The 24,734-nt window shown below is 56.4% G+C and carries 15 protein-coding genes and 3 tRNA genes; 8 read left to right on the top strand and 10 right to left on the bottom strand.

The features are described 5' to 3' along the window. The 3 genes from tilS to HHJ17_RS17250 all read left to right on the top strand — a co-directional run bounded on the left by tilS (position 1) and on the right by HHJ17_RS17250 (position 2,377). Positions 1 to 963, top strand: coding sequence for a tRNA lysidine(34) synthetase TilS (tilS, locus tag HHJ17_RS17240; RefSeq protein ID WP_296499674.1), 963 nt, complete (start codon positions 1 to 3; stop codon positions 961 to 963). 12 nt (positions 964 to 975) lie between these two features. Continuing rightward, positions 976 to 2,244 carry an aspartate kinase gene (locus tag HHJ17_RS17245; protein WP_296499675.1) on the top strand — a complete coding sequence of 423 codons (1,269 nt, stop codon included), beginning with the start codon at positions 976 to 978 and terminating at the stop codon, positions 2,242 to 2,244. A gap of 40 nt (positions 2,245 to 2,284) precedes the next feature. Further along, a tRNA-Ser gene (locus HHJ17_RS17250) sits at positions 2,285 to 2,377 on the top strand. Positions 2,378 to 2,650: 273 nt separating this feature from the next. Here HHJ17_RS17250 and rpoD read toward each other — a convergent pair. From rpoD to HHJ17_RS17265, 3 genes are all read right to left on the bottom strand, one after another. Then, positions 2,651 to 5,026, bottom strand: a complete 2,376-nt coding sequence (gene rpoD / locus HHJ17_RS17255; RefSeq protein ID WP_296501783.1) for an RNA polymerase sigma factor RpoD — start codon at positions 5,024 to 5,026, stop codon at positions 2,651 to 2,653. Between the two features lie 254 nt (positions 5,027 to 5,280). After that, positions 5,281 to 7,158 carry a DNA primase gene (gene dnaG, locus HHJ17_RS17260; RefSeq protein ID WP_296501784.1) on the bottom strand — a complete coding sequence of 626 codons (1,878 nt, stop codon included), beginning with the start codon at positions 7,156 to 7,158 and terminating at the stop codon, positions 5,281 to 5,283. Positions 7,159 to 7,305: 147 nt separating this feature from the next. Then, positions 7,306 to 8,064: a 3-hydroxyacyl-CoA dehydrogenase gene (locus HHJ17_RS17265; RefSeq protein ID WP_296501785.1), complete on the bottom strand. Its 759-nt coding sequence runs from the start codon at positions 8,062 to 8,064 to the stop codon at positions 7,306 to 7,308. A 124-nt stretch (positions 8,065 to 8,188) separates the two neighbouring features. Between HHJ17_RS17265 and HHJ17_RS17270 the strand changes: the two genes are divergently transcribed. The 3 genes from HHJ17_RS17270 to rimO all read left to right on the top strand — a co-directional run bounded on the left by HHJ17_RS17270 (position 8,189) and on the right by rimO (position 10,344). Further along, positions 8,189 to 8,265, top strand: a tRNA-Val gene (locus HHJ17_RS17270). Between the two features lie 122 nt (positions 8,266 to 8,387). Then, complete coding sequence (gene phaR, locus HHJ17_RS17275; protein ID WP_296501786.1) at positions 8,388 to 8,921, top strand: polyhydroxyalkanoate synthesis repressor PhaR; 534 nt, start codon at positions 8,388 to 8,390, stop codon at positions 8,919 to 8,921. A gap of 28 nt (positions 8,922 to 8,949) precedes the next feature. Continuing rightward, on the top strand, positions 8,950 to 10,344 hold the full coding sequence (gene rimO, locus HHJ17_RS17280; RefSeq protein WP_296501787.1) for a 30S ribosomal protein S12 methylthiotransferase RimO: 1,395 nt from the start codon (positions 8,950 to 8,952) through the stop codon (positions 10,342 to 10,344). A gap of 453 nt (positions 10,345 to 10,797) precedes the next feature. On the opposite strand, the gene HHJ17_RS17285 is transcribed toward rimO, so the two are convergent. Then, a tRNA-Leu gene (locus HHJ17_RS17285) sits at positions 10,798 to 10,882 on the bottom strand. A 260-nt stretch (positions 10,883 to 11,142) separates the two neighbouring features. Between HHJ17_RS17285 and rnr the strand changes: the two genes are divergently transcribed. Next, the gene (gene rnr / locus HHJ17_RS17290; RefSeq protein WP_296501788.1) at positions 11,143 to 13,419 is read left to right on the top strand and encodes a ribonuclease R; all 2,277 of its coding nucleotides are present in this window, start codon (positions 11,143 to 11,145) and stop codon (positions 13,417 to 13,419) included. Positions 13,420 to 13,425: 6 nt separating this feature from the next. After that, positions 13,426 to 14,181 carry an SDR family oxidoreductase gene (locus tag HHJ17_RS17295; RefSeq protein ID WP_296501789.1) on the top strand — a complete coding sequence of 252 codons (756 nt, stop codon included), beginning with the start codon at positions 13,426 to 13,428 and terminating at the stop codon, positions 14,179 to 14,181. Positions 14,182 to 14,337: 156 nt separating this feature from the next. Here HHJ17_RS17295 and HHJ17_RS17300 read toward each other — a convergent pair whose 3' ends face one another. The 6 genes from HHJ17_RS17300 to HHJ17_RS17325 form a co-directional block, all read right to left on the bottom strand. Continuing rightward, entirely contained in the window at positions 14,338 to 15,684 is a 1,347-nt protein-coding gene (locus HHJ17_RS17300) for an HD domain-containing phosphohydrolase (RefSeq protein WP_296501790.1), read from the bottom strand. Then, entirely contained in the window at positions 15,681 to 17,123 is a 1,443-nt protein-coding gene (locus tag HHJ17_RS17305; RefSeq protein ID WP_296501791.1) for an ATP-binding protein, read from the bottom strand. Before HHJ17_RS17305 ends, HHJ17_RS17300 begins: the two co-directional genes overlap by 4 nt. Before the next feature lie 152 nt (positions 17,124 to 17,275). After that, a complete protein-coding gene (locus tag HHJ17_RS17310) occupies positions 17,276 to 21,283 on the bottom strand; it encodes an EAL domain-containing protein (RefSeq protein WP_296501792.1) in 4,008 nt (1,335 codons plus the stop codon). Positions 21,284 to 21,505: 222 nt separating this feature from the next. Further along, positions 21,506 to 22,984, bottom strand: a complete 1,479-nt coding sequence (locus HHJ17_RS17315; RefSeq protein ID WP_296506691.1) for an NAD(P)H-hydrate dehydratase — start codon at positions 22,982 to 22,984, stop codon at positions 21,506 to 21,508. Positions 22,985 to 22,988: 4 nt separating this feature from the next. Next, complete coding sequence (locus HHJ17_RS17320; RefSeq protein WP_296506693.1) at positions 22,989 to 23,876, bottom strand: MBL fold metallo-hydrolase; 888 nt, start codon at positions 23,874 to 23,876, stop codon at positions 22,989 to 22,991. A 9-nt stretch (positions 23,877 to 23,885) separates the two neighbouring features. Continuing rightward, entirely contained in the window at positions 23,886 to 24,728 is an 843-nt protein-coding gene (locus HHJ17_RS17325; RefSeq protein WP_296501795.1) for an HDOD domain-containing protein, read from the bottom strand. Between the last annotated feature and the right edge of the window lie 6 nt (positions 24,729 to 24,734).

Genomic DNA, 24,734 nt, shown 5'->3' on the forward strand with positions numbered 1-24,734 from the left:
GTGACGACCCCGCTGGCCAAGGCCATCGCGGCCTTCTCGCCCGCGCTACCGCTGGCGGTGGCGTTCAGTGGCGGGGCCGATTCCACCGCGTTGCTGCTGGCGTGCGCTGAGAAATGGCCAGGGCAGGTGCATGCGGTTCATATTCACCATGGGATACAGGCCGCGGCCGATGACTTCGAGCAGCATTGCCGGACGTTTTGCAAGCAGCTGAATGTGTCGCTGGTGGTGAAGAAAGTCGATGGCCGTCATGCACCCGGCCAAAGCCCGGAAGATGCGGCGCGCCGTGCCCGATACAAGGCTTTTGAGGCTGTAGCCCTTGATGACTATGCGCAGTTAGCTATTAAAAACATAGCAATTGCGCAGCATGCCGATGACCAGGTAGAAACGCTGTTACTGGCGTTGAGTCGGGGCAGTGGCCTGCCAGGCCTGAGCGCCATGCCCGCCAGTTGGGTGCGAGAGGGCATCACTTACCACCGTCCGTTGCTGGCGGTGCGTGCGTCCGACATTCGGACCTGGCTCGCCGCTCGCGGTGTGGCGTTCATCGAAGACCCAAGCAATGTGGATGAGCAGTTCACCCGCAACCGCATTCGCGCCCGTTTGTTGCCGGCACTGGAAGCCACGTTCCCGCAATTTCGTGACACCTTTGCCCGCAGTGCCGCGCATGCAGCGCAGGCCCAGGCGGTGCTGCTGGATGTGGCGGTGCAGGACCTGGCCCTCATGGGGACGCCCCCGCTGATTGTCAAACTCCAGCACTTGAGCCGACCCCGCCAGGCCAATGTGCTGCGCCACTGGCTGAACACCACGCACCATGCGGTGCCCAGCGCGGCGCAATTGGCTGAGTTGCTGGACCAAATTGCCGCCTGCACCACGCGCGGGCATCAGATTCGCATCAAGGTCGGGACTGGCTTCTGTGAACGCCGAGGCGCTGCTCTCCATTGGTACAATCTTTTAGATTTGCTCTAAAAAATACTACCAATGGCTTTGATTGTTCACAAATATGGCGGCACGTCGATGGGTTCTACCGAACGCATCCGCAATGTCGCCAAACGCGTCGCTAAATGGGCGCGCGCCGGCCACCAGATGGTGGTCGTTCCATCCGCCATGAGCGGCGAGACCAACCGTTTGCTGGGTCTGGCCAAAGAATTGGCCCCCGGCAAGCTCACCGACGCCTACAGCCGCGAACTTGACATGCTGGCCTCCACGGGCGAGCAGGTTTCCAGCGCCCTGTTGGCGATTGCGTTGCAGGCCGAAGGCATGGAATCCGTCAGCTACGCCGGCTGGCAGGTGCCGATTCGCACCAACAGCGCCCACACCAAAGCCCGCATTGAGTCGATTGACGACGCCCGCGTGCGTGCGGACCTGGAGGCCGGCAAGGTGGTCATCGTCACCGGCTTTCAGGGAATCGACGAGCAGGGCAACATCACCACGCTGGGGCGTGGCGGCTCAGACACCTCCGCTGTGGCCGTGGCAGCCGCCATGAAAGCCGCCGAATGCCTGATCTACACCGATGTCGACGGCGTCTACACCACCGACCCGCGTGTCGTGCCGGAAGCCCGCCGCCTGAAAACGGTCAGTTTTGAAGAGATGCTGGAGATGGCCTCCATGGGCTCCAAAGTGCTGCAGATTCGCTCAGTGGAGTTTGCCGGCAAATACAAGGTGAAACTGCGCGTTTTGAGCAGCTTCACCCCTTGGGATATTGACATCAACATCGAGGCCGCCTCTGGCACCCTGATTACTTTTGAGGAAGACGAACACATGGAGCAAGCCATTGTTTCCGGCATTGCATTCAACCGCGATGAAGCCAAAATCTCCGTGCTGGGCGTGCCCGACAAGCCCGGCATTGCGTACCAGATTCTGGGCGCGGTGGCCGATGCCAACATCGAAGTCGATGTGATCATCCAGAACATCAGCAAAGACGGCAAGACCGATTTCAGTTTCACGGTCAACCGCGGCGAGTACGCCAAGGCGGTTGATTTACTGCGAGAAAAAGTACTCCCAAGTCTGGGCGCACATGAAGTGGTTGGCGACACCAAGATCTGCAAGGTGTCCATTGTCGGCATCGGCATGCGCAGCCACGTCGGCATTGCCAGCAAAATGTTCCGCGTTTTGAGCGAAGAGGGCATCAATATTCAGATGATCTCCACCAGCGAGATCAAGACCTCGGTGGTCATTGATGAGAAATATATGGAGCTGGCAGTGCGTTCATTGCATAAAGCTTTTGATTTGGACCAGCCGCCGGTTTAAAATCCGGTCCGAGTCGTGAGATAATCTACCTTGTTATTTAGGAAACGTGACCGAGTGGCCGAAGGTGCTCCCCTGCTAAGGGAGTAGAGGGTTTAAAGCCTTCTCGAGAGTTCGAATCTCTCCGTTTCCGCCAGTGATCAGTTTTAGGGCTTCGAAAGAAGTCCCAAGACAATAAAAAACCCCGTAATTCTACAGAATACGGGGTTTTTTTGTGATCTAACGTCTGGCAATATGGCCAGATGATCCAACTTAAGCGCTCATTCGTGATGTGGCTGTACTTGCCACTGTTGCGGCAATGGTTAACATCCCACGCTTGGTGAAGAGCTAAAAAACAATCTCAATCGTTACACAAAATAATAGCGTCCTACCTCGCCCTGCGAGGGATAGGACGCTTGAATTTTTCTAATTAAAGATTGTCAGTAAAGCTGCGCAGCTTGTCAGAACGCGATGGGTGCTTGAGCTTGCGCAGCGCCTTGGCTTCAATCTGGCGAATACGTTCGCGCGTGACGTCAAACTGCTTGCCCACTTCTTCCAGGGTGTGGTCGCTGGTCATCTCAATACCGAAGCGCATGCGCAGTACCTTGGCTTCGCGCGGTGTGAGGCTGTCCAGAATGTCTTTAACCACGTCACGCAAGCCGGCCTGCATCGCGGCTTCCATCGGTGCGGTGTTGGCCGCGTCTTCGATGAAGTCGCCCAGATGGGAGTCGTCATCGTCACCGATCGGCGTTTCCATGGAAATCGGCTCTTTGGCGATCTTCATGATCTTGCGGATCTTGTCTTCCGGGATCTCCATCCGTTCGGCCAACACGCTGGCATCGGGCTCAAAACCAAACTCCTGCAAATGCTGGCGGCTGATGCGGTTCATCTTGTTGATGGTTTCGATCATGTGCACCGGAATACGGATGGTGCGGGCCTGATCCGCGATGGAGCGCGTGATGGCCTGGCGAATCCACCAGGTGGCGTAGGTCGAGAACTTGTAGCCGCGGCGGTATTCAAATTTGTCCACGGCTTTCATCAAGCCGATGTTGCCTTCCTGGATCAGATCCAGGAATTGCAGACCGCGGTTGGTGTACTTCTTGGCGATCGAGATGACCAGCCGCAAGTTGGCCTCGATCATTTCCTTCTTGGCCGCGCGGGAGGAGTACTCGCCTGCATTCATGCGCTTGTTGATGTCCTTGAGTTGATCCAGGGGCACCACCACACGGGTTTGCAGGTCCATGAGTTTTTGCTGCAGATCCTGCACTGGCGGGATGTTGCGGGCCATGACCGCACTCCAGGGCTTGCCGGCGGCGGCTTGCTTCTCGATCCACTTCAGGTTCAGCAACTGGCTGGCAATTTTGTTGCCATTCTTGTCGCGTCCGCTGAAGTCGGCAATGAAGTTTTCTTGCGAGTAGCCGCACTTGTCCACAATAATGCGGCGCAGTTCACGTTCTTTCTTGCGCACATCATCGACCTGAGAGCGCACCATGTCGCACAGTTTTTCAATGGCTTTGGCGGTGAAGCGGATGGACATCAACTCTTCTGACAAGGCTTTCTGCGTCTTGAGGTAGGCGGGGGTGCCATACCCTTCCTTGTCATAGATTTTGTGGATTTTCTCAAACAGCTCACGCATTTTGTCGAAACGGGTGAGTGCATCACGCTTGAGTTCTTCCAGCTTCTTCGTCAGTGCCTTGGATCCACCCTTGCCGTCGTCATCATCGGCGGCATCGAACTCGTCAAAATCCTCTTCTGCCACGTAATCGTCGGCTTCATTGGGGTTGGAGAAGCCATCCACAATGGTCGTGATAACGACTTTGGCTTCGCGGATGTCTTCACCCAAACGCAAAATTTCAGCAATGGTGGCGGGGGAGGCTGAAATGGCCTCCATCATGGCCATCAAACCGCCTTCAATGCGTTTGGCAATTTCGATTTCGCCTTCGCGCGTGAGCAGTTCCACGGTGCCCATTTCACGCATGTACATGCGCACGGGGTCGGTGGTGCGGCCAAATTCGCTGTCAACCGTGGAAAGCGCTGCTTCGGCTTCTTCCTCGGCTTCTTCTTCGGTGGCGGCAGTCGAGACATTGTTGTTGAGCAACAGGGTTTCGGCGTCTGGTGTTTGTTCGTAGACGGCCACGCCCATGTCGTTGAGCATCGCGATCACGACCTCAAGCGTTTCGGCATCAACCAGCTTGTCGGGAAGGTGATCGGAAATCTCGCCGTGCGTCAGGTAGCCGCGTGTCTTGCCCAGCTTGATCAGGGCCTTGAGGCGCAGACGACGCTTGGCAATGTCTTCTTCGGACAGTACTGTTTCGTCCAAGCCAAACTCTTTCATCAGCGCGCGTTCTTTGGCCTTGCTGATTTTCATCCGCAGAGGCTTGACCTTTTCGCCGGTAACGACTGGCTCGCCGACCAAGTCAGCCTCAATGTCAGACATGTCCGTGTCGTCTCCACCGCCGGACTCGGCTGCCGCTTTGGGTTTACGGCCCCGTTTGGCGCCGGTTTTGGCGGGTGCATCAGACTCCGCTGCAGCCGCTTTGGGCGGACGCCCCGGTTTTTTCTTGACGGCCTGGCCTGCCTTGAGGAGCGCGTCTGCGGCTTCTTGCAATTGAAGGGGGGACATTTTCACGGGAGACTTGGATACAGGCACTGTTTTGACTTTCGGATCGGGCTTCTTGATAGTGGTCTTGGCCGCCACACTGGCTACCGCCTTGGAAGGCGTGGGCCTGGAAGCCGCTTTGGCGACAACCTTGGTGGCGGGCTTTGCAGCGGACTGGACAGGCTTCTTGGACTTTTGAACAGGCATGTAAAAACCTCAGAACTTCAAAAACAAACAGAGTGAACAGACGCCTTTAATGACCGGCGCAGTTTTTGTGACAGAGAAAAAATCCTCAGTGGCAAGATGTGAGGGCGAACATTTGGTGTGCAGTCCTTGCGGTAAGGTAGCCGGTCGTGAACAGTGTCATCGTTTGGCTGGCCCGGAGGTGCTGCTGTCGCTCTTGCCGATAATCAACCTTGGATTATACCCTGGCTTCAAAAAATTTCAATTTGATGGCCAGGTCAATCAGTCTGCGATAGTGACGATTCGAGTTTCAGCCGCCGGGCCTGGAGTTCGCGGTAGAGAAGCAGGGCGGTCGGATCGGCCTTGGAGGCTGCGATGGCTTCAGTTTGTTGAATTTTGATGCGCTCGACCAGCATGCGGTCGAGTAAATTTCGCAGTTCAATGGCTGATTCGCCCACCTCTTCTTCCTCCCCCACCTCGTGACCGGACATGAGCCGGACGGCCAGTTCTTCCCCTTCGTGCTCGCGCAGACCTTCGCGCAAGGCGACCCAGGGTTGCGGGCCGTGTTCATGCAATTGGCTTTCCATCCAGGCAAACAATGGCCCATGCGGTGCTGGTAGCTCGCACAGCATGGTGTGGTCTTCGGCAGACAAGCCCTCGAGTGCCGCCATGTTGCCGAGCAGTAGCCGGGTGGCGTGATCGGCCCGGCTGGCGGGCAGTGAGCGATTACCCAAACGCGGGCGTGGCGCATATTTTTTATATGAATTAGTGCTGTAGCCCTCGTTCTCACTGCGTGACTCGCTACTTTTTTTATAGCGTTTTTGTTTTTCATCACTGCTGCCCGCTGGTTTGGGGTTCCAAACCTCGTTCAATTCGCGGTTGGATAATTGCACCAGATCGGCAATTTCAGTCTGCAATTGGAGTTTCAGGGCGCCATCGGGTAACTGCATCCACAAGGGCTTGGCGTTGCTGGCCATATGGGCGCGGCCTTCAGCGGTGTTCAGGTCACAGCCTTCACGCGCCGCGTCGATTAAAAAGCGGCTTAAAGGCACGGCTTCGCTCACATAGCGTGCAAAAGCTTCTTTGCCGAATTCGCGAATAAAGCTGTCGGGGTCGTGTTCAGTCGGTAAAAACAGAAATTTGACGCTACGCACATCCGTGGCATAGGGCAGGGCACCTTCCAGTGCCTTGTGCGCGGCGCGCCGGCCTGCTGCATCGCCATCGAAACTGAACACCACCGAATCGGTAAAACGAAACAGCTTTTGCACATGCTCTGCCGTGCAAGCGGTTCCCAGCGTGGCCACGGTGTTGGGGAAGCCAAGCTGGGCCAGCGCCACCACATCCATATAGCCCTCGGTGACCAGTGCATAACCCATCTCGCGTAAGGCGTGGCGGGCTTCAAACAGGCCGTACAACTCACGGCCTTTGCTGAAAACAGGGGTCTCCGGCGAATTGAGGTATTTGGGCTTGTCATCACCCAGCACCCGGCCACCAAAGCCAATGCAGTCGCCTTTGACATTTCGGATGGGGAACATCACCCGGTCGCGAAAGCGGTCATAGCGCTTTTCTTCGCCAGAAGCTTCGTCAACGTTCAGGATGACCAGTCCACTCTCCACCAGCAGAGGTTCGTCGTAATTCGGGAAAACGCTGGCCAGGCTGCGCCAGCCTTCGGGCGCGTAGCCCAGCCCGAATTGTTTGGCAATTTCGCCCGACAGGCCGCGGCCTTTGAAGTACTCCACTGCTCTGGGGGCGTCTTTCAGGTTTTTTTTGTAGGCGTCAGCCGCTTTTTCGAGCACATCGCTCAAAGTGGTCTGTTTTTCTCGTTGCTCGGCCGCGCGGGCCCGGTCTTGTGGGCTGGCGTCGTCTTCGGGTACCTGCATGCCGTATTGCTGGGCCAGGTCTTTCACCGCTTCCACAAAGGTCATGCCTGCGTGATCCATCAAAAAGCTGATGGCATTGCCGTTCTTGCCGCAGCCAAAGCAGTGATAGAACTGCTTGGCAGGACTGACCGAGAACGAAGGTGATTTTTCCCCGTGGAATGGACACAGGCCCATGAAATTGGCGCCACCTTTTTTGAGCTGCACGTAGCGGCCCACAATCTCCACAACGTCAGCGCGCGCTATGAGCTCCTGAATGAATGTTTGGGGGATGGACATGCAGCGATTGTAGAAACACCGAGATCAGCTTGGTGTTCAGTCGCCCAACCTTGCGTGCCTGATGGCTTGCTTTGGTCGTCAGTGGGCTTAGCGGTAAAACATTCATGGACGCGTCCTAGTGTCGGAAGCGTCCATGGAATTTCAGTTTTACCGAGGGGGCAGGCGAATGGCACCATCCAGTCGGATCACTTCGCCATTGAGCATGTCGTTCTCAAAAATGTGCTGCGCCAGCTTGGCGTAGTCTTGTGGTGTGCCGAGGCGCGAGGGAAAAGGCACGCTGGCGGCCAGCGAGTCCTGCACTTCTTGAGGCATGCCAAACATCATGGGGGTGCCAAAAATGCCGGGGGCGATGGTCATGTTGCGAATGCCGTTGCGTGCCAGATCGCGTGCAATGGGCAACGTCATGCCAACGATACCGCCTTTGGATGCGCTGTAAGCCGCCTGGCCAATTTGACCGTCATAGGCTGCAACCGACGCGGTGGAAATCATCACGCCGCGTTCGCCAGTGGCTTCCGGCTCGTTTTTGCACATGGCGTCGGCGGCCAAGCGAATCATATTGAAGCTGCCCACCAGGTTGACGGTGATGCATTTGCTGAACACGCCCAAGTTGTGCGCCCCATTTTTGCCCACCGTTTTTTCGGCCGGCGCGATGCCTGCGCAGTTGACCAAGCCCATGAGTTTGCCCATGGATACGGCCTTGGCGACGACGGCCTGGCCGTCTGCTTCATTGCTCACGTCGCACTTTACAAATGCGCCGCCAATTTCCTTGGCAATGGCTTCACCTTTTTCTGCTTGCATGTCGGCGATGACCACTTTGCCACCTTGGGCCGACAGCATGCGGGCGGTGCCTTCGCCCAAACCAGATGCGCCACCGGTCACGATGAATACTTTACCTGCGATGTCCATAGTTGATCTCCTGAGTAATTGACGTTAACGTAAACGTCAATTATGGCGCATCAAGAATTTTCTTTTGACCGTGCGGAAAGTGTGTGTAGATCACTGATACAATTCAGGCTCTCGGACAAACCTTAGGCGCGTAGCTCAGCTGGTTAGAGCACCACCTTGACATGGTGGGGGTCGTTGGTTCGAGTCCAATCGCGCCTACCAGCATTTCCCTCTGAAGATGACCAGTCTTCAGTTTCTAAGGGAAATGCTAGAAAATGAAATTTGCTAAGCCAAGTAACCATTCTGTAAAAAGTTTGGTTCTGGTTTGAGCTATAGGAGTCCACATGCAAAGCAAGAAAACCGCTGACACAAATGTCGTTCAGCGCGTTATAAAAAAATACCCTAATCGGCGGCTCTACGACACTGATACGTCGACTTACATCACGTTAGCAGAAGTCAAGCTTTTGGTAATGGACAGCGAGCCTTTCGTGGTGCTTGATGTCAAGACGGGGGAAGATCTCACTCGCAGTATCTTGCTTCAAATTATTCTTGAAGAAGAAGCCAACGGCTCTCCCATGTTTACAGCACCGGTGCTGGCCAGCGTGATTCGGTTCTATGGACACGCCATGCAAGGCTTAATGGGCGGGTATTTGGAGAAAAACATTCAGTCATTAATGGATGTTCAAGCTAAATTCACAGAGCAGTCCAAAGGATTGACGCCAGAAATGTGGACGCAGTTCGTCGCCATGCAATCGCCTGTGCTGCAGGGATTGATGGGCGGCAATCTTGATCAGTCTAAAAATATGCTGACCCAAATGCAGGAGCAGATGGAAAAACAAACTGGCCAGATGCTCGGGGCTTTTGGGATCAAACGCTAACCAGCGCGCAGGCCGGAACAATTAATATATGAGCGAAGTTATTTCAAAAAGCAACACGGCACCCAAAGTTGGTTTCGTCAGCCTCGGTTGTGCCAAGGCGTTGACCGACTCAGAGCTGATCCTCACGCAACTTAGTGCTGAAGGTTATCAAACCTCCAAAACATTTCAGGGCGCCGATCTGGTTATCGTCAACACCTGTGGCTTCATTGACGATGCAGTCAAGGAAAGTCTGGACACCATCGGTGAGGCCTTGGCGGAAAATGGCAAGGTCATCGTCACTGGTTGTCTGGGCGCCAAATCAGCACAGGGTGGTGGTAATCTGGTTAAGCAAATGCACCCTAGCGTGCTGGCTGTTACCGGCCCTCAGGCGACGCAGGAGGTAATGGATGCGGTGCACGCGCATTTGCCCAAGCCGCATGATCCTTTTATTGACCTTGTGCCGAATGCATTCGGTATTGCCGGCATCAAGCTCACCCCTCGACACTACGCCTACATCAAGATCAGCGAAGGCTGCAACCACCGCTGTACGTTTTGCATCATCCCGTCCATGCGGGGTGATCTAGTCTCAAGACCCATTGGTGATGTACTCAATGAGGCGCGAGCCCTGTTTGAAGGCGGCGTCAAAGAGTTACTGGTAATCAGCCAGGATACGTCGGCGTATGGCGTTGACGTCAAATATCGCACCGGATTCTGGGACGGTAAGCCAATCAAAACCCGCATGCTGGAATTGGTGCAGGCGCTGGGTGAAATGGCAAGCCCTTATGGTGCATGGGTGCGTTTGCATTATGTCTACCCGTACCCCAGTGTGGATGAAGTGATTCCCTTGATGGCCACAGGTCTGGTGCTTCCTTACCTCGATGTGCCCCTCCAGCATAGTCATCCAGATGTACTCAAACGCATGAAACGCCCGGCCAGTGGCGAAAAAAATCTGGAGCGTATCCAGAACTGGCGTGAGGCATGCCCCGACATTGTGGTGCGGAGCACCTTTATCGCAGGATTTCCGGGCGAGACTGAAGAGGAATTCTCTCACCTGCTGGACTTCATGCGCGAAGCCAAAATCGACCGTGCCGGTTGCTTTGCCTACAGTCCGGTGCAGGGCGCTGTGGCCAACGACATTCCAGGCATGCTGCCGATCGAGTTACGGGAAGAGCGGCGCGCTCGTTTCATGGCTGTTGCCGAGGCTGTATCTGCCGCCAAACTGCAGCAGCGCATTGGCGCCACCATGCAGGTGCTGGTGGATTCGGCGCCTGCAATGGGTAAAAAAGGTGCAGTGGGCCGGTCTTATGCGGATGCCCCAGAGATTGATGGCTTGGTAAAGCTACTGCCGCCAGAAAAAATCAGCAAAACACTGAAAGTCGGTGAGTTCACCAAGGCTCGGATTGTGGGTACTCAGGGGCACGATCTTGTGGCCCAGCCGTTTTAAAACTGAGTATTTAATTTCGGTCGGTCACCCAATGGCCTGCTGCTAGTGCAGTGGATTATTGAAATAATTATTCCGCGATCTTGAGCAAGGATCGCGGATTTTTTTTATTCTGCATTCCAGCAAGGCATTCAAATTTTCATAAAACTACTGGCTCAGACCTGAGGTCACGCCTAGGCAACCTTGGTAGAAGAGGCTCGGCAACGCCGGGGGGTATGAGTGCCCCTGATCGAAATCAGAGCAGCTGTTGAGTTTCTTTTTCTATGGGAGGAAGTGCCAAATGGCAGCCCCATTTTTTTTGGAGGAGGCTGTTTCAATGGGTGGCAAGAACTAGGGCGCTCCTGCCTGCAAATCTCGAAACTAAATTCAAGCTCTAAATCAGACGACTCGTAAAGTCGGTAAATATGCTTCACCAAAGAAAAAGCCCCTTGCAATTGCAAGGGGCTTTCCTATTTTTGGTGCCCGGAAGAGGACTCGAACCTCCACACCTTGCGGCACACGGACCTGAACCGTGCGCGTCTACCAATTCCGCCATCCGGGCATGGATGCTATTATGCCATAGCTTCTAGTGTCTCTTTGCCAACCTTGATGGCAAGTCACTATTTTGCACGGAATTTTTAATCTAATAATGCAAATATGACAGGCTCATAGCCATTGCTTTGCTTTTAGCAATTTTGATTGCGAGATGCTAGGATCAATCTGTCACTGCTTGTTCGTCAATTAGTGCGTCTGCCAATTCCGTCGCCTGTACATACCAGGAAAGAGAGTAGTTCTATCAAAAATATTAGCCCAACCAGCGGCTTGCTGGATGAAGTTGAAGGAACAGTTCAAGGTCACCGTGATGGCCATGGGTTCGTCTCCCGCGATGACGGTGCTTCCGACATCTATTTGCCCCCTAATGAAATGCGTGCCGTCCTGCACAAAGACCGCGTCATGGTTCGCATTGTGCGCAGTGACCGCAAAGGTCGACCTGAGGGGCGGGTGATTGAAATCATTGAGCGCCCCAAGCAACCCATCATCGGGCGTCTGTTGCAGGAGAGTGGCATTTGGATCGTTGTTCCTGAAGATAAACGTTACGGTCAGGATGTATTGATTCCTAAAGCGGCGACGGGCTCTGCCAAACCGGGGCAGGTCGTGGTCGTTGAGTTGACTGAGGCGCCCGCCTTGTATGGTCAACCAGTAGGCCGCGTCACGGAGGTGTTGGGCGAGGTCGACGATGCCGGTATGGAGATTGAAATAGCGGTACGCAAATACAGCGTGCCGCATGAGTTTTCTGAAGCTTGCATTGCCTTGGCCCGAACGCTGCCTGACAAGGTGCGCCCACATGACAAAAAGCATCGTGTTGATTTGACCGATATCGCGCTGGTGACCATTGATGGCGAAGATGCCCGAGATTTTGATGATGCGGTGTATTGCGAACCGACAAAAATAGGCCGGGGCAAGTCTGCCGTCAAGGGCTGGCGCTTGCTGGTGGCGATTGCCGATGTGAGTCACTATGTAGAAACTGGTTCTGCGATTGATGTGGACGCCTATGACCGCGCTACCAGCGTGTATTTCCCGCGCCGCGTCATTCCCATGCTGCCCGAAAAATTGTCCAACGGCTTGTGTTCGCTCAACCCGGAAGTTGAACGCCTCTGCATGGTGTGCGACATGATGGTGACCGAGGACGGCGAAGTGTCGGCCTATCAGTTTTACCCGGCTGTGATGTGGAGTCATGCTCGCTTCACCTACAACGAGGTGGCGGCGATTCTGGCCAACACCCATGGTCCCGAGGCGCTCAAACGCAAAGAGCGGGTGACGGATTTGATGAATCTGCACGATGTGTATCGCGCCCTGCTGAAATCCCGCGTGCGCCGTGGCGCCGTGGATTTTGAGACCGTGGAGACGCAGATCGTTTGTGATGCGAGCGGACGCATCGAAAAAATCGTGCCACGCACCCGCAATGATGCGCACAAGCTGATTGAAGAAGCCATGCTGGCCGCCAACGTTTGCAGCGCTGACTTCATTGCCCACAGCAAACATGCCGGTTTGTTTCGGGTGCATGAAGGCCCGACGCCCGAGAAGATTGAAATTCTCCGCAATTATCTTAAAGTCACTGGCTTGGGCTTGTCCATCAGTGACAATCCCGCACCAGGCGAGTTTCAGGCCATTGCCACGGCGACCAAAGACCGGCCGGATGCGCAGCAGATTCACTCGATGTTGTTGCGTTCCATGCAGCAGGCCATCTACACGCCGCTTAACGAAGGCCACTTTGGTTTGGCGTTTGATGCCTACACGCACTTCACCAGTCCGATTCGACGTTACCCGGATCTGCTGGTGCACCGGGTCATCATGGCGATTCTGGCCAAGACCAAGTACCAGTTGCCGGTGTTGCCAACGCCTGGTGAGGCCCATGCCAAGTTGTCGAGACGGCTTGAGAAAGGGCTGGCCGCACGGGTGGCTGAACCGGGACAAAAGCCCAAGAAGTTGAGTCCCGAAACCCAGGCCTGGCAAGCTGCAGGCCTGCACTGCAGTGCCAATGAACGCCGTGCCGACGAGGCCAGTCGCGATGTTGAAGCCTGGCTCAAATGCAAGTACATGCACGAGCACCTTGGTGAAGAGTACGGCGGCGTTGTCAGCTCGGTGACGAGCTTCGGACTGTTTGTCACACTGGACGCCATGTTTGTTGAAGGACTGGTGCACATTACCGAGTTGGGCGGTGATTACTTCCGTTTTGATGAAGCGCGCCAAGAACTGCGCGGTGAACGCACGGGGATGCGTTATGCCATTGGCACCCGTTTGCGTATCCAGGTCAGCCGGGTCGATCTGGATGGCCGCAGGATTGATTTCCGGCTGGTTCAAGAAGGTGAGGGACTGGTTTCACGCGCGATGAAAGACAAAGGGGCGCAACGTGAGGGCGGCAACCGCGCCCCGTTGGATGCCGAGTCGCGTAACGATTCTGGCAAGCGCCCGACACGAAAGATAGCAGAGCCTTTGGCGCGTGCTCCCAAATCCTCGATTCAGTCCGTGAAGGCGGTCGCCCGACAGGCGGCAGTCAAGAGCAAAGACAAAGGGAAAAAACCCCGCCGCCGGTCCTGATCTGATATGACTTCAATTTCAAAAGTTGCCATCGTCACCGGTGCCGGCACCGGTATTGGTAAAGCGGTTGTTCTGGCGCTGCTCAAAGATGGCTTTCGGGTCGTGCTGGCAGGTCGGCGCCCCGGCCCTTTGGCTGATGTGATTGCGCTCAGCGGAGCCCCTGAACGGGCGCTGGCGGTCCCTACCGATGTGTCTGACCCCGACGCTGTGAAAGCACTGTTTGATGCCGCTGTAACTCAATTTGGCCGGGTCGATGTGCTGTTCAACAATGCCGGCGTCAGCGCGCCCGGCATTTTGCTGGAAGACCTGACCCTGGCGCAGTGGCAGAACGTGGTGGACATCAATCTCACAGGCATGTTTTTATGTCTGCAGCAGGCGTTCCGGGTGATGAAGGCTCAGACACCGCGTGGCGGGCGCATCATTAACAATGGCTCCATTTCGGCCACCACGCCACGCCCTAATTCCATTGCCTACACATCGACCAAACACGCGGTCACGGGGCTTACGAAAGCGGCTTCTCTTGATGGTCGCAAGTACGACATTGCTGTCGGTCAGATTGACATTGGCAATGCCGCAACCGAGATGGCCCAACGCATGGCCACGGGCATTGTGCAGGCCAATGGCGACATTGCAATCGAACCTTTGCTGGATGTGGACATCGTGGGTCAATCGGTTCTGTACATGGCCAGTCTGCCGCTGGAGGCGAACGTGATGTTTCACACCGTGATGGCGACCAAGATGCCCTTTGCCGGTCGTGGCTAAATAATTTATAAGATATCGGCCTCTAGCCCTTATGTAATAAGCGCGAGTAGCTCTTATTTTTATAGTAAAAAAGGATTCTGTCGGGCGGCTTTTTCGCCACAACCTTTAACTACCGCCGTGCTGTCCAAGTGCGCCAGTGTTCCTGTTGATGCTCATTCAGGTTCTTCGGTCCAGCCGAATATGCGCGGTTAGTTGTAGTCCACCCGACTTTTCAAAGTTCATGATTTTGCGAATCAGGCGCTCATCCAGCGTGTGGTCGGCTGACAGCATCAACAATCCACTGGGGGATATGAGGTCGCGAGACAGTACCATGCCAACTTGCAAATCACGCGCGGCCACCGTTATTTCGCCCGTGCGTTCTCGTTCTGCTTCCTCGCGCGGGATGCCGCCAAGCACGGTCAGGAATGCATTCACCACCTCGGGGTCGTAGCGTTTTCCGCTGCTTTGGACGATGACAGCCTTGGCTTCTTCCGGATTGAGCCGACGCTGCGACAAGGTGCCGGTTTGCAGATTGTCGTAATCGCTGGTCAACGCCAGAATTCGTGCGCCAATGGGGATGTTGTGTTCAAGCAGTCGCTCAGGAAAACCCGCACCGTCGAAGCGCTCGAGTTGGGCGCCGATGATCTCGGCCGCGCCTTGTAAATCCTGCAAAGGCATCAGCAATTGTTCTGCCCGTACCGTATGTTTGCGGTAGGCGTCGAGCTGGCGTGTGATCATCATTGGGACCGGCGTGTTGAGCAATTCGTCTGCAAAACCGACTTTGCCAATTTCGTGCAGCAGGCCTGCAACAAAAATTTCCTGAACTTGTTTGTTATCGAGCTTGAGTTGAAATCCGATGCGCCGTGAGAGGTCGGCCACTCGACGGGAATGGCCAGCCAGGCTGCCGCCGCGCATTTCGATCAGGGTTGAGAACACCTTGATGGAGGTAACAAAGCTGCTCTTGAGCTTTTCATTGGCGCCTAGCAGGGACTCGTTGGCGATCCTGAGCTCGGCCGTGCGCGCCTCGACCTTGGCTTCCAGACTCGCGTTGAGGGTCTTGAGCTCCTCATTCTGGGAGAGGGTCAGGGCTTCGAGACGTTTTTTTTCCTGCTCCAGTGCTTGGCGCTCAAGCGCATGCCGCACGATCAGTACGATGTCGTTGTCATCCCAGGGCTTGGTGATGTAGCGGTAGATTTCTCCCCGGTTGATCGCGTCGATGATGGAGCTGATGTCCGAGTAACCGGTGAGCAGCAGGCGCACCGTGTCGGGCCAGCGAACCCGCACCTGTTCAAGAAACTTGGCGCCATCCATCTCGGGCATGCGCATGTCGGAAATCACGAGATCAACAGATTCGGTTTCCAATAGCGCCAATCCGGCTTTGCCACTTTCCGCGACAAGCACCTGGTAGCCCTTGGTTCGAAACAGGCGTCGCAGGGACGACAAAATATTGGGCTCGTCGTCCACGCACAGAATCGTGGGCGCTTTTGTCTTGCGGGTGTCTGGCGCTGTGCTGGCTTCGGTCATGCTTGACTCTCTTTGTAGGCTGCTGGCGTTGCCGACTGGTTAATGGGCAGCGTGACGCGGAAGGTGCTGCCTTTGCCCATTTCAGTCTGTACGTCGATACTGCCGTGGTGCTTTTGGACGATGCCATAGGACAATGACAAGCCCAAGCCGGTGCCTTTGCCCACAGGCTTGCTGGTGAAAAAAGGATCAAAAATACGCGGCAGCACTTCCTTTGGGATGCCCGTACCCGTGTCGGCCACTTCAAACCAGACCTTGCCAGTCTCGACCCCCGTGCGCACGGTGATTTGGCCGCGTGCGGGGCCGATGGCGTCGGCGGCGTTGATCAGCAGGTTCATCACCACCTGGTTGATTTCTGAGGAAATGCATTGCACTTCGGGCAGAACGTCGTAGTCCTTCACGATGTCGGCTTTGTACCTCACCTCGTTGTTGACCATATTAAGTGTCGCATCAATGCCCTGAAGCAGGTTGGTGAATTGCCAGTCCAGGCTGGCGTCCACATGCGAGAAGTCCTTGAGATTCTGCACGATTGTTCGGACCCGTACGAGACCCTCTTTGGATTCGCGCATCAGAGTCGGGATGTCCTCTTTGAGGAAACCGAGCTCAATGTCGTTTCTCAAGGTCTCAAGCGCTAACCGGGTCTGCGCATTGCCATGAGAGCTTTCCGCCTTTTCGTAAGCGTCCAACATCTGAAACAGGTCCGCGAGGTATTTTTCGAGCGTGCCGAAATTGGAGAAGATATAGCCAATCGGGTTGTTGATCTCGTGCGCGACTCCGGCGGCCAGTTGCCCGATTGAGGCCAGCTTTTCGGACTGTGCCAGATGCTCTTGTGCCATTGAGAGTTTGGCATTGAGCTCATTCAATTCTGTATTGCGGCTCAGCAGGGCGGCCTCAGCCGCCTCGCGTCGCGCAACATCTTCCAGCAGAGCCCGATTGGTTTGCGCCAGTTCAGTGGTTCGCTTTTCAATCAATTCTTCCAGCGTACTCTGGTACTTGAGCAGGGCCTCTTCGGCACGTTTGCGGCCGGTAATGTCTTGCAGTGTTTCAACGGCCCCGGCAATCGATCCGTCTGAATTGCGCAACGGGGTGGCCGTGAAGAGCAGCCAGCATCCGTCGTCGCCAAGATGAGGGAAAAACGCCTCGGTTTCGTAGGCGTCTGCAATGAGTTGCGATCGGTGGGCTTGGTTCGTGTACAGGCGTTCCAACTCATCGGCGGCGGACTCATCCACAATCAGGTCGGCCAGAACCGGTCGGTCGTGGTCATAGAAGACCTGACCGAGTTTGCGCTCGCCGATCATGTCCTGCGCCTTCACGCCCAGCAGATTTTCGCACGCCTTGTTGAAATGCGTCACCACATGCTGGGTGTTGATCACGAAAGTGGGTACCGGGCTGGCATCAAAAAAGCCGGCCAGACTCAGATCATCCAGGTGATGTGCTTCCATTGGGGTAGCCTGATTTGAGATGCTCAAGGATTTTTCTCCATTCTGGTGTTTAAAGCGAGACAGGCCCGTGGCAATAGGCGGCACGAGGTTGTCTTCGTCCTTGGACAAATCCAGTGAGGGTGTTCATGACGATTCAGCCGTTCGGTAGCGGGTCATGAAGCCCGTCCGGTCGGGGTTAATGTCACGAGTATTCCCCGGGATCGCGAGTTCGCGCCCATCGTGTTCCACTTGACAAGGTAGCCGGCGCGATCAATCCGTAGTTCACAGGGCACCCCTTCAACGGCACCGGCAATGGCTGTATCGAGCGCAGGCAGGGCATCGGCCAGTTTTGCGCCCAAGAGGGGGCCAGTCTGGACGAACAGCTGCTCTGCGGCGGTATTGACGAAAGCCATCAGACCTTCGTCGTCCACGCCAATGACCGGCAGCGGCATGTACTGCATGGCTTCACGCGCGATCGCCAGGCTGGATTCGTCGCGTTCGATCTGGTGGCGTGTCTTTTGCAAAACGTCACCGAGTTGCCGGTTGGCGGCGACCAGTTCCTGGTTTGTGCTGCGGATTTTGATGTCGAGCTGTCGGTTATCTTCCAGCAGTTCCTTGTGTTCAAAAGCCTTGTGGATGTGTTCGCGAAGCTGCCCGTCCTCCCATGGTTTGGTGAGAAAGCGGTAGACGGCCCCTTCGTTGATGGCATCGGTGACGAATTTCAATTCGGTATACCCCGACAGGACGATACGGATGGTGTCGGGGTAGTTGACCTTGGCCGCGCGCAGAAACTCCACGCCGGTCATGCCGGGCATGCGCTGGTCGGAGATGATGACGTCGACTTTGTGCGTGGACAACACCTCCAGACCCTCCGACCCGCTGTTGGCGGTCAGGATGATGTGACCATCCGGCCTGAACAGGCGTTTGAGCGAGGCCAAAATACTGGGTTCGTCATCAACCAACAGCAAGGTCCGTTGCGGTTTTTTGAGCCGCAGCAGATGGGGCGGTAGCTGCCGACCTTCGGCAAAGAGCTCTTCAATGGCCTGGGCGGAAACAGGTCGGGAAAAGAAATAACCCTGAATTTCGTCACAGATATGCGTGCGCAGGATCTCACACTGGGCTTCGGTCTCCACGCCCTCGGCGATCACCTTCAGACCCAGGCCATGGGCCATGGAGACGATCACCTTGACAAGCACGTTGTCGCTCTGGCTGGTGGCTATTTCACGCACAAAGGACTGGTCAATCTTGACCTTGTCAAAGGGGAAGCGTTTGAGGTAACTCAGCGATGAGTAACCCGTGCCAAAGTCGTCGAGCGCGAGTTTTACGCCCAGTTCCTTGAGTTTCATGAGCATGGCCTCGCTTCGGTGAATATCCTCCATCAGTGCCCCCTCGGTTACTTCGAGGTAAATAAGCGCAGGATCGATTCGCGCCTCAGCGAGGACATTCTCTACTTGTTCAATCAAATCGGCATCACGAAACTGAAGGGGTGAAACGTTGATCGCCACAGGCGGCACCTTCATGCCCTTGTCCAGCCAGGTGCGAATATCGCTACAAGCCCGCCGTAATACCCATTCGCCAATGCCCTTGATCAGCCCCGATTTTTCGGCCAATGGAATGAATTGGACCGGCGAGACAGAACCCAATTCGGGGTGCTGCCAGCGCAACAGCGCTTCCAGACCGCTGATTTGTCCGGTCTGCAGGTCGACCAGCGGTTGGTAGACCAGTTGCAGTTGATTCAACGCGGCCGCATTGCGCAAGGCCTGGGTCATGTGGTTGCGGTCGGCCGCTTCCTGGTACATGTCGTCGCTATAGACCTCGAAGGTGTTGCGCCCATTGGCCTTGGCGCGGTGCATGGCTATTTCCACCGCCTTGAATAGCGAGTCAAAGTCGCGGCCGTTGTCGGGGTAACTGGCGATACCGATGGAGACGGTCACGGTCAACTCGTGATCGCCCATTTGACAGGGTTGTGCCAGCTTTTTTAACAGTTCGGTGGCCAGCTGCGCAGCATCGGCCGAAGCGGTGCCGGGTAGCACCAGGACAAATTCCTTGCCGCTTGAGCGTGCCACCGTATCCTGGGCACTTACCGTGGCACATAGCCGTTTGGCCACTTCCATCAGCAACTCGTCGCCGACGTGGTGTCCCAGGGTGTCGGTGATCCGCTTGAAATGGTCGATGCCCAGCAGCATCATGCTCAGGGTTTCGCTGTCGCGGTGCACCGCGCTGATCGATTGCGCGGTACGGTCCTTGAGCAGCGCGCGGTTAGGGAGGCCAGTGAGGTGGTCGAAATGGGACAGCCACTGGATGCGGCTTTCTGCGAGCTTGGCATCGCTCAAGTCATTGAAATTACCGAGGTAGTGCGTGATCTGCCCTTGCTCGTCGCGCATCGCTGAAATGGCCAGCCACGCCGAGTATTCAGTGCCGTCTTTGCGGCAATCCCGGATTTCACCGGCCCAGTAATCCTGGATCTTGATGGCCTTCCACATGGCACGGTAGAACGCCGGGCTGTGCTGCCCGGAAGACAAGAGGCGCGTGTTCTGGCCTAACAGTTCCGCCTCGGTGTAGCCGCTGATCGTGGTAAAGGCCTTGTTGACCATGACGATATTGCCCTGGGCATCTGAAATTGTGATGCCTTCGCGGCCCTGGGCGAAGACCTGCGCGGCGAGTTTGATTTGCGTTTGTTGCGCTTTGATCAAGTCTTCATCCTGTTTGCGCACGCTGATATCGGTTTGCGTGCCAATCATTCGCAAGGGTGTGCCGTCTTCGCTGCGGCTGACCACCATGCCGCGATCGAGGATCCACAGATAGCCCCCGTCCTTGCACAAGACCCGGTGTTCGCGGAGGTAAATTGCGGTCTTGCCGTCGAGATGCGCATGCAATGAAGTGTGGGCGTCGGCCCGGTCCTCTGGATGAATGCGCTTTTCCCACTCCTGCGGATCATTCCCAATTTCGTCTTCGGCAAAGCCGAGCATGGCCTTCCCGAGCCGGGTGAAAAACACCGTGCCGTTGGCAATGTCCCAATCCCAAAGGCCATCCCCGGACCCTTCAATGGCAAATTTCCAGCGAAATTCGCTTTCCTTCAAGTCCTTTTCCCGGTGCGCCAAAGTTGCAATGAGCCGATTGAATCCTCCGATCAACAGGCCAATTTCATCCTGCTTGCTTATCGGCAAGGGCTGCAAGGGCTGGTTTGCTACCGGCAGGGTTGCCAGCGTATTCATGGCCGCCAGCAGCGGTGAGAGTTGGCGCCGTAACAGCCACCAGGTCAGGCTACCCGCCAGCAGGGTGAGGAGAATAGTGGCCCCCAGCATGCGCTGCTGCATGGCTCGAATCGGGGAAAAAGCTTCCGTGGTCGGTAGCCCGATACCCATAAACCAGCCTGCCAAGGGGATGCTTTTGGCCGCAGCCAGTTCTTCTTCGCCACGGAAATTAACAAGAATGCCATAGCCTTCGTAGCCTTGGGCGAACTTGTCGTGCAGCGGGTTGATGCCGGGGGCGGGGAGCGGTCGCATGATGCGGCTTGTGTCGGAACTGGTCACGAACAGGTTGTGTTGCGGCGCTGCCAACAGATAGGCGCCAGTCTTCCCATAACTGTGGTTGGTGATCTTTTCCAGAAAATTGGGTGCACCCAGGTTGGTGACCCCCGCCAAGGCCCCGATAACCTTGCCTTGCGCATCGCGAATAGGTGCGGCCATGACGACAACTGGTGACAGCAGCTTTTTGCCCATGACCGGTCGACCGATGCTTGTCTTTCCTTCGTTGAGCGCGGCAGCAATGAAATCTCTGTCCAGGTAATTGACGCCGAGCCGTTCTGCCGAGCGTGGAATAGAAGCCGTTGCCACGCCATCAAGCCGGGTGACGAAGATGCCTCCATTAAACAGGCGCTGAAAAATAGACAACTGTTCCAGATAGGTCTGCAAGGCCGCCGTCTTGTTCAGCATGGCCGGGTCAACGTTGGCTGCAACTTTTTCCAGTGCGCTCAAGCGTTCGTCCAACTCGTCATTGATCCCTGCTGCGATCAGCGACACGGTCGAAAATTGCTGTTCACCCAATAGGCGCTGCATATCTTCCCGCAGCATGCGACTGGCGTAGAACGACAGGGACCAAATTCCGACGAGAAAAATCGTCAGCGTGAAGAGGGTCACTTTTGTTTTTAGCGACAGGCACTGAAAGAAGCGAAAGTTCATACAGGTTTCAACGTCAATTGGGCTTCTAAAGGGGCCGGAGCTTTTTATTGATTTATGAAACGGCAAGAGGTGCCGCGGCGGTGCAGGTCCACTGAATCAGATTTTTTTGAACTGGCTTCGCGTGCCTGCTAGCGTGCGGTCTTCAATGGACGCATGGTGCTGCGTCAATATACATCGCTGAATAATATTCTTGCTGGCTGTCTATGACATTACGCAACAAAACTAGTCCAACCAAGCCCCTGTTGGTGCTTGTCGGGCCAGTGATCCGGCCACCAAGGGGGTGTCAATGTGCCAGTGCTCGGCAGCCAGGCCATGCTGGTAGACCGCCTGGCTGGCGGCGGTGAAGGCGGCCAGCCCCTCCGCCAAGCGGGCCCCGACCATGCCGGCCAGCACATCGCCGGTGCCGGCTGTGGCTAATCGGGCATTGCCGGTGGGGTTGATGACCGGTGTTTGACCGGGCGCGGCAATGACGGTGCCCGAGCCTTTGAGCACCACAGTGCAGTCAAAGCGCTGCGCCAGTTGCTGGGCGGCTGCCAACCGGTCGTGTTGCACCTCAGCCGCGGTGCGGCCCAGCAAGCGGGCGGCTTCCAGGGGATGGGGTGTCAGTACCGTGGCCGCAAGACGCTTGCCGCGGGTCAGCAGCAGGGTTTCGAGTTGGCTGTCATTTGCTATTGAGTTGATAGCATCAGCATCAATTACAACGGCGGCTGAAGTCGCTAATATCCTGGCCAGCGGGCCGCGGATGGCGTCTCCGCCGCCACAGCCGCAGACCACCGTCATGGCCTTGAAATCCAGCCTATCGATCGGTCGGAACATCAGTTCGGGCTGGCTTAGGTCGACCTTCAGGCTGCCGCCATCCAGCAGTCCCACAAAGACCCGGCCCGCGCCCGCATACAGGGCGGCAGAGGCCGCCAGCAGGGCCGCACCCGTCATGCCCTCGGCACCGCCCACCACCGCGACATCGCCGAAACTTCCTTTGTGCGAGGCGTGGCGCCGTGCCACCGCGTCTGGCGCGCCCGCCAACCAGGCCGTGGGCGTGGCGATTGGCCGAGCCACTGATGGGTTGTGCCCCGTATCCAGCTCGTCCAGCCAGACGGTGCCTGCGGCGTCGCGTCCATGGGCGGTAAACAAACCGGGTTTGAGAGTGAGCAGACTCAAGGTGTGCCGGGCTGTGACGCTGTGCTGCGCCATCGCGCCGGTGTCGGACTGTAGTCCGGTGGGTATATCCACGGCCAGCACGGGGGCGGGGCCCGCATTCATCAGGTTGATCCAGTGCGCCATGCGGCCTTCTGGCGCTCGATGGTCGCTACCGATGCCCAGCAGGGCATCGATGCACAAGTCGTAGTCTTGCGGCGGCGTATCAGTGAAGCTGACCCCGGCCTCGACCGCACGGCCATAGGATGTGGCAGCGTCCTTGGGCGCTTTGCCGGGGCTGCCCAGCCAGGTCACCACGGGTGATTTTCCCCAGTGCTGCAGGTGCAGGGCGGCTTCCAGTCCATCGCCACCGTTGTTGCCGGGGCCGCACGCTATCCAGATGCGTCGGGCGTGGGGTGCGATTGCCAGGGCCAGTTGCGCCACCGCCAGGCCGGCGCGTTGCATCAAGGTATGGGGTGGCAGGGCCGCTTGAGCGGCGTGTTCGATACGGCGGGTGGCGTCAACGCTGTACAAGGCATGGCGTGCGCGGAAGTCAATTTTCAGCATGGCGCTAAAACTCGTAGGTTTCACCCTCGCGGGCCAGCCGATAGACCGGACCACCCGCTTCGGGTGGGTTGTCAGCGAGCACTTGCCGGAAAACTTCATCGAGCGCGTCATCGCTGCGGGTGGGTTCGTGGTGCGTACAAAACAGCAGCTTGGCCCCGGCGTCTTTGGCGTACTTGATGCTGGAGTTGAAAGTGCCGTGCCCCCAGCCCTTTTTGGCCGGGTATTCCTGCTCGGTGTAGGAGCAGTCTGCAATCAACACATCCACCCCGCGCATGGCACGCAGGATGCTGTCGGCTTTTTCGTCGACGAAGGTTTGATACTCGGCATAGCCGTCATCTTCCGGCTCATAAATGTTCATCGGGGGCTCATGGTCACCGGTAAAGAAGACGGATTTGCCATTGGCTTCAATCCGGTAGCCGAAGTCGATGACGGGATGGTTCATTAGGTAGGGGGTGACCGTCGCGGAGCCAATCTGGATGCTTTGTTCCGGCGCGAGCGTGACATATTCAATGCGGCCCTTCATCTCGGCCTCGCGCACCGGAAAATAGCTGTACTGCAGTTGCACCGACATGATGTGCTCCACGCCTTTGCCCGATACCGGGTCAAACGCACCATGCAGTCGCAGCAGGTTGCCAGGAATGAAGTTGGGGATGAAAAACGGCAAACCCTGAATGTGGTCCCAGTGCGAGTGGGTGATGAGCACATTGGCCGTTACCGGCAACTCCGCCAGCAAGGTCTGGGACAGAGGGAAGATGCCGGTGCCTGCATCAATAATGATCAGCTCATTGTTGTCGGTGCGTATCTCTATGCAGGTGGTGTTGCCGCCATAGCGCACGGTGTTCGGGCCGGGTGATGCAATGGAACCGCGGACACCCCAAAATCTGACTTTCATGCCATCCCCTCAAATTTTCGAAAAAATCTTGGCTTCCTCGAACAGGGGCGCCAAGTCTCCCAACGACACGATGATTTCGTCCAGCGTGCCTCCCAGCCGTTTGGCAATGGGGGCGGGGAGTTCATCAATCCAGGGATTCCCCCCAAACCCGAAGGCCAGCTTTTTACTGATCTGGTTGGCGGCAAAGACACACGCAATCATGGGGGTGTCCTTGAGTTCCGGTCCGTACTGGCAACGAATGGTCTCCACCAAGTCAGCGGGAAAGCGCCATTTTTCCACCAGCATTGCACCCACCACGGCATGGTCGGCACCGATGACCTCGCGCAGTGCCAGATGCAGAGAGGTTTCATTCCATTGGCTGATTTCCAGCGCTTTGCGAAATTCCTGCGGCATGAACTGGGCAAACACTACTTTGCCGAAGTCGTGCAACAGGCCGGCAATAAAGCAGTCCATCGGGTCGGCGCCATCCACCCGCAGCGCCAACTGCTTGGCGATGCCCGCGGTGGCCAGCGAGTGAATCAGGTACTGTTGACCGTCAAAACCGGCCGCATTGTGTGCCGGCAAGATGCCGATGGCGGCAATGCTCAAGGCCAGGTTTTTGATGGTGTTGAAGCCCAGATACACCACCGCGTGGTTGATCGACGTGATCTGCTTGGGCAGGCTGTAGTAGGCGGAATTAACGACCCGCAGCACCTTGACCGTGACCACCGGGTCTTTGTCAATCACCTGCACCAGGTCCTTGGGCGAGCAATTGACGTCGCGGGTCAGCTCCAGAATTTTTTGGACACTTTTTGGAAACGCGGGCATGCCATCCACCGCAGCGGCCAGTTTTTGGGAGAGTTCAGGGCTCATAATTTG

The organism is Rhodoferax sp. (genome assembly GCF_012927445.1).
Taxonomy (GTDB): Bacteria; Pseudomonadota; Gammaproteobacteria; order Burkholderiales; family Burkholderiaceae_C; genus Rhodoferax.

Coding starts and splice junctions, on each gene's coding strand:
- HHJ17_RS17325 (WP_296501795.1), bottom strand. CDS start 24,728: ATGAGCCCTGAACTCTCCCAAAAACTGGCCGCTGCGGTGGATGGCATG.
- HHJ17_RS17295 (WP_296501789.1), top strand. CDS start 13,426: ATGACTTCAATTTCAAAAGTTGCCATCGTCACCGGTGCCGGCACCGGT.
- HHJ17_RS17265 (WP_296501785.1), bottom strand. CDS start 8,064: ATGGACATCGCAGGTAAAGTATTCATCGTGACCGGTGGCGCATCTGGT.
- phaR (WP_296501786.1), top strand. CDS start 8,388: ATGCAAAGCAAGAAAACCGCTGACACAAATGTCGTTCAGCGCGTTATA.
- HHJ17_RS17310 (WP_296501792.1), bottom strand. CDS start 21,283: ATGAACTTTCGCTTCTTTCAGTGCCTGTCGCTAAAAACAAAAGTGACC.
- HHJ17_RS17315 (WP_296506691.1), bottom strand. CDS start 22,984: ATGCTGAAAATTGACTTCCGCGCACGCCATGCCTTGTACAGCGTTGAC.
- dnaG (WP_296501784.1), bottom strand. CDS start 7,158: ATGTCCATCCCCCAAACATTCATTCAGGAGCTCATAGCGCGCGCTGAC.
- HHJ17_RS17300 (WP_296501790.1), bottom strand. CDS start 15,684: ATGACCGAAGCCAGCACAGCGCCAGACACCCGCAAGACAAAAGCGCCC.
- rimO (WP_296501787.1), top strand. CDS start 8,950: ATGAGCGAAGTTATTTCAAAAAGCAACACGGCACCCAAAGTTGGTTTC.
- HHJ17_RS17320 (WP_296506693.1), bottom strand. CDS start 23,876: ATGAAAGTCAGATTTTGGGGTGTCCGCGGTTCCATTGCATCACCCGGC.
- rpoD (WP_296501783.1), bottom strand. CDS start 5,026: ATGCCTGTTCAAAAGTCCAAGAAGCCTGTCCAGTCCGCTGCAAAGCCC.
- HHJ17_RS17305 (WP_296501791.1), bottom strand. CDS start 17,123: ATGGAAGCACATCACCTGGATGATCTGAGTCTGGCCGGCTTTTTTGAT.
- HHJ17_RS17245 (WP_296499675.1), top strand. CDS start 976: ATGGCTTTGATTGTTCACAAATATGGCGGCACGTCGATGGGTTCTACC.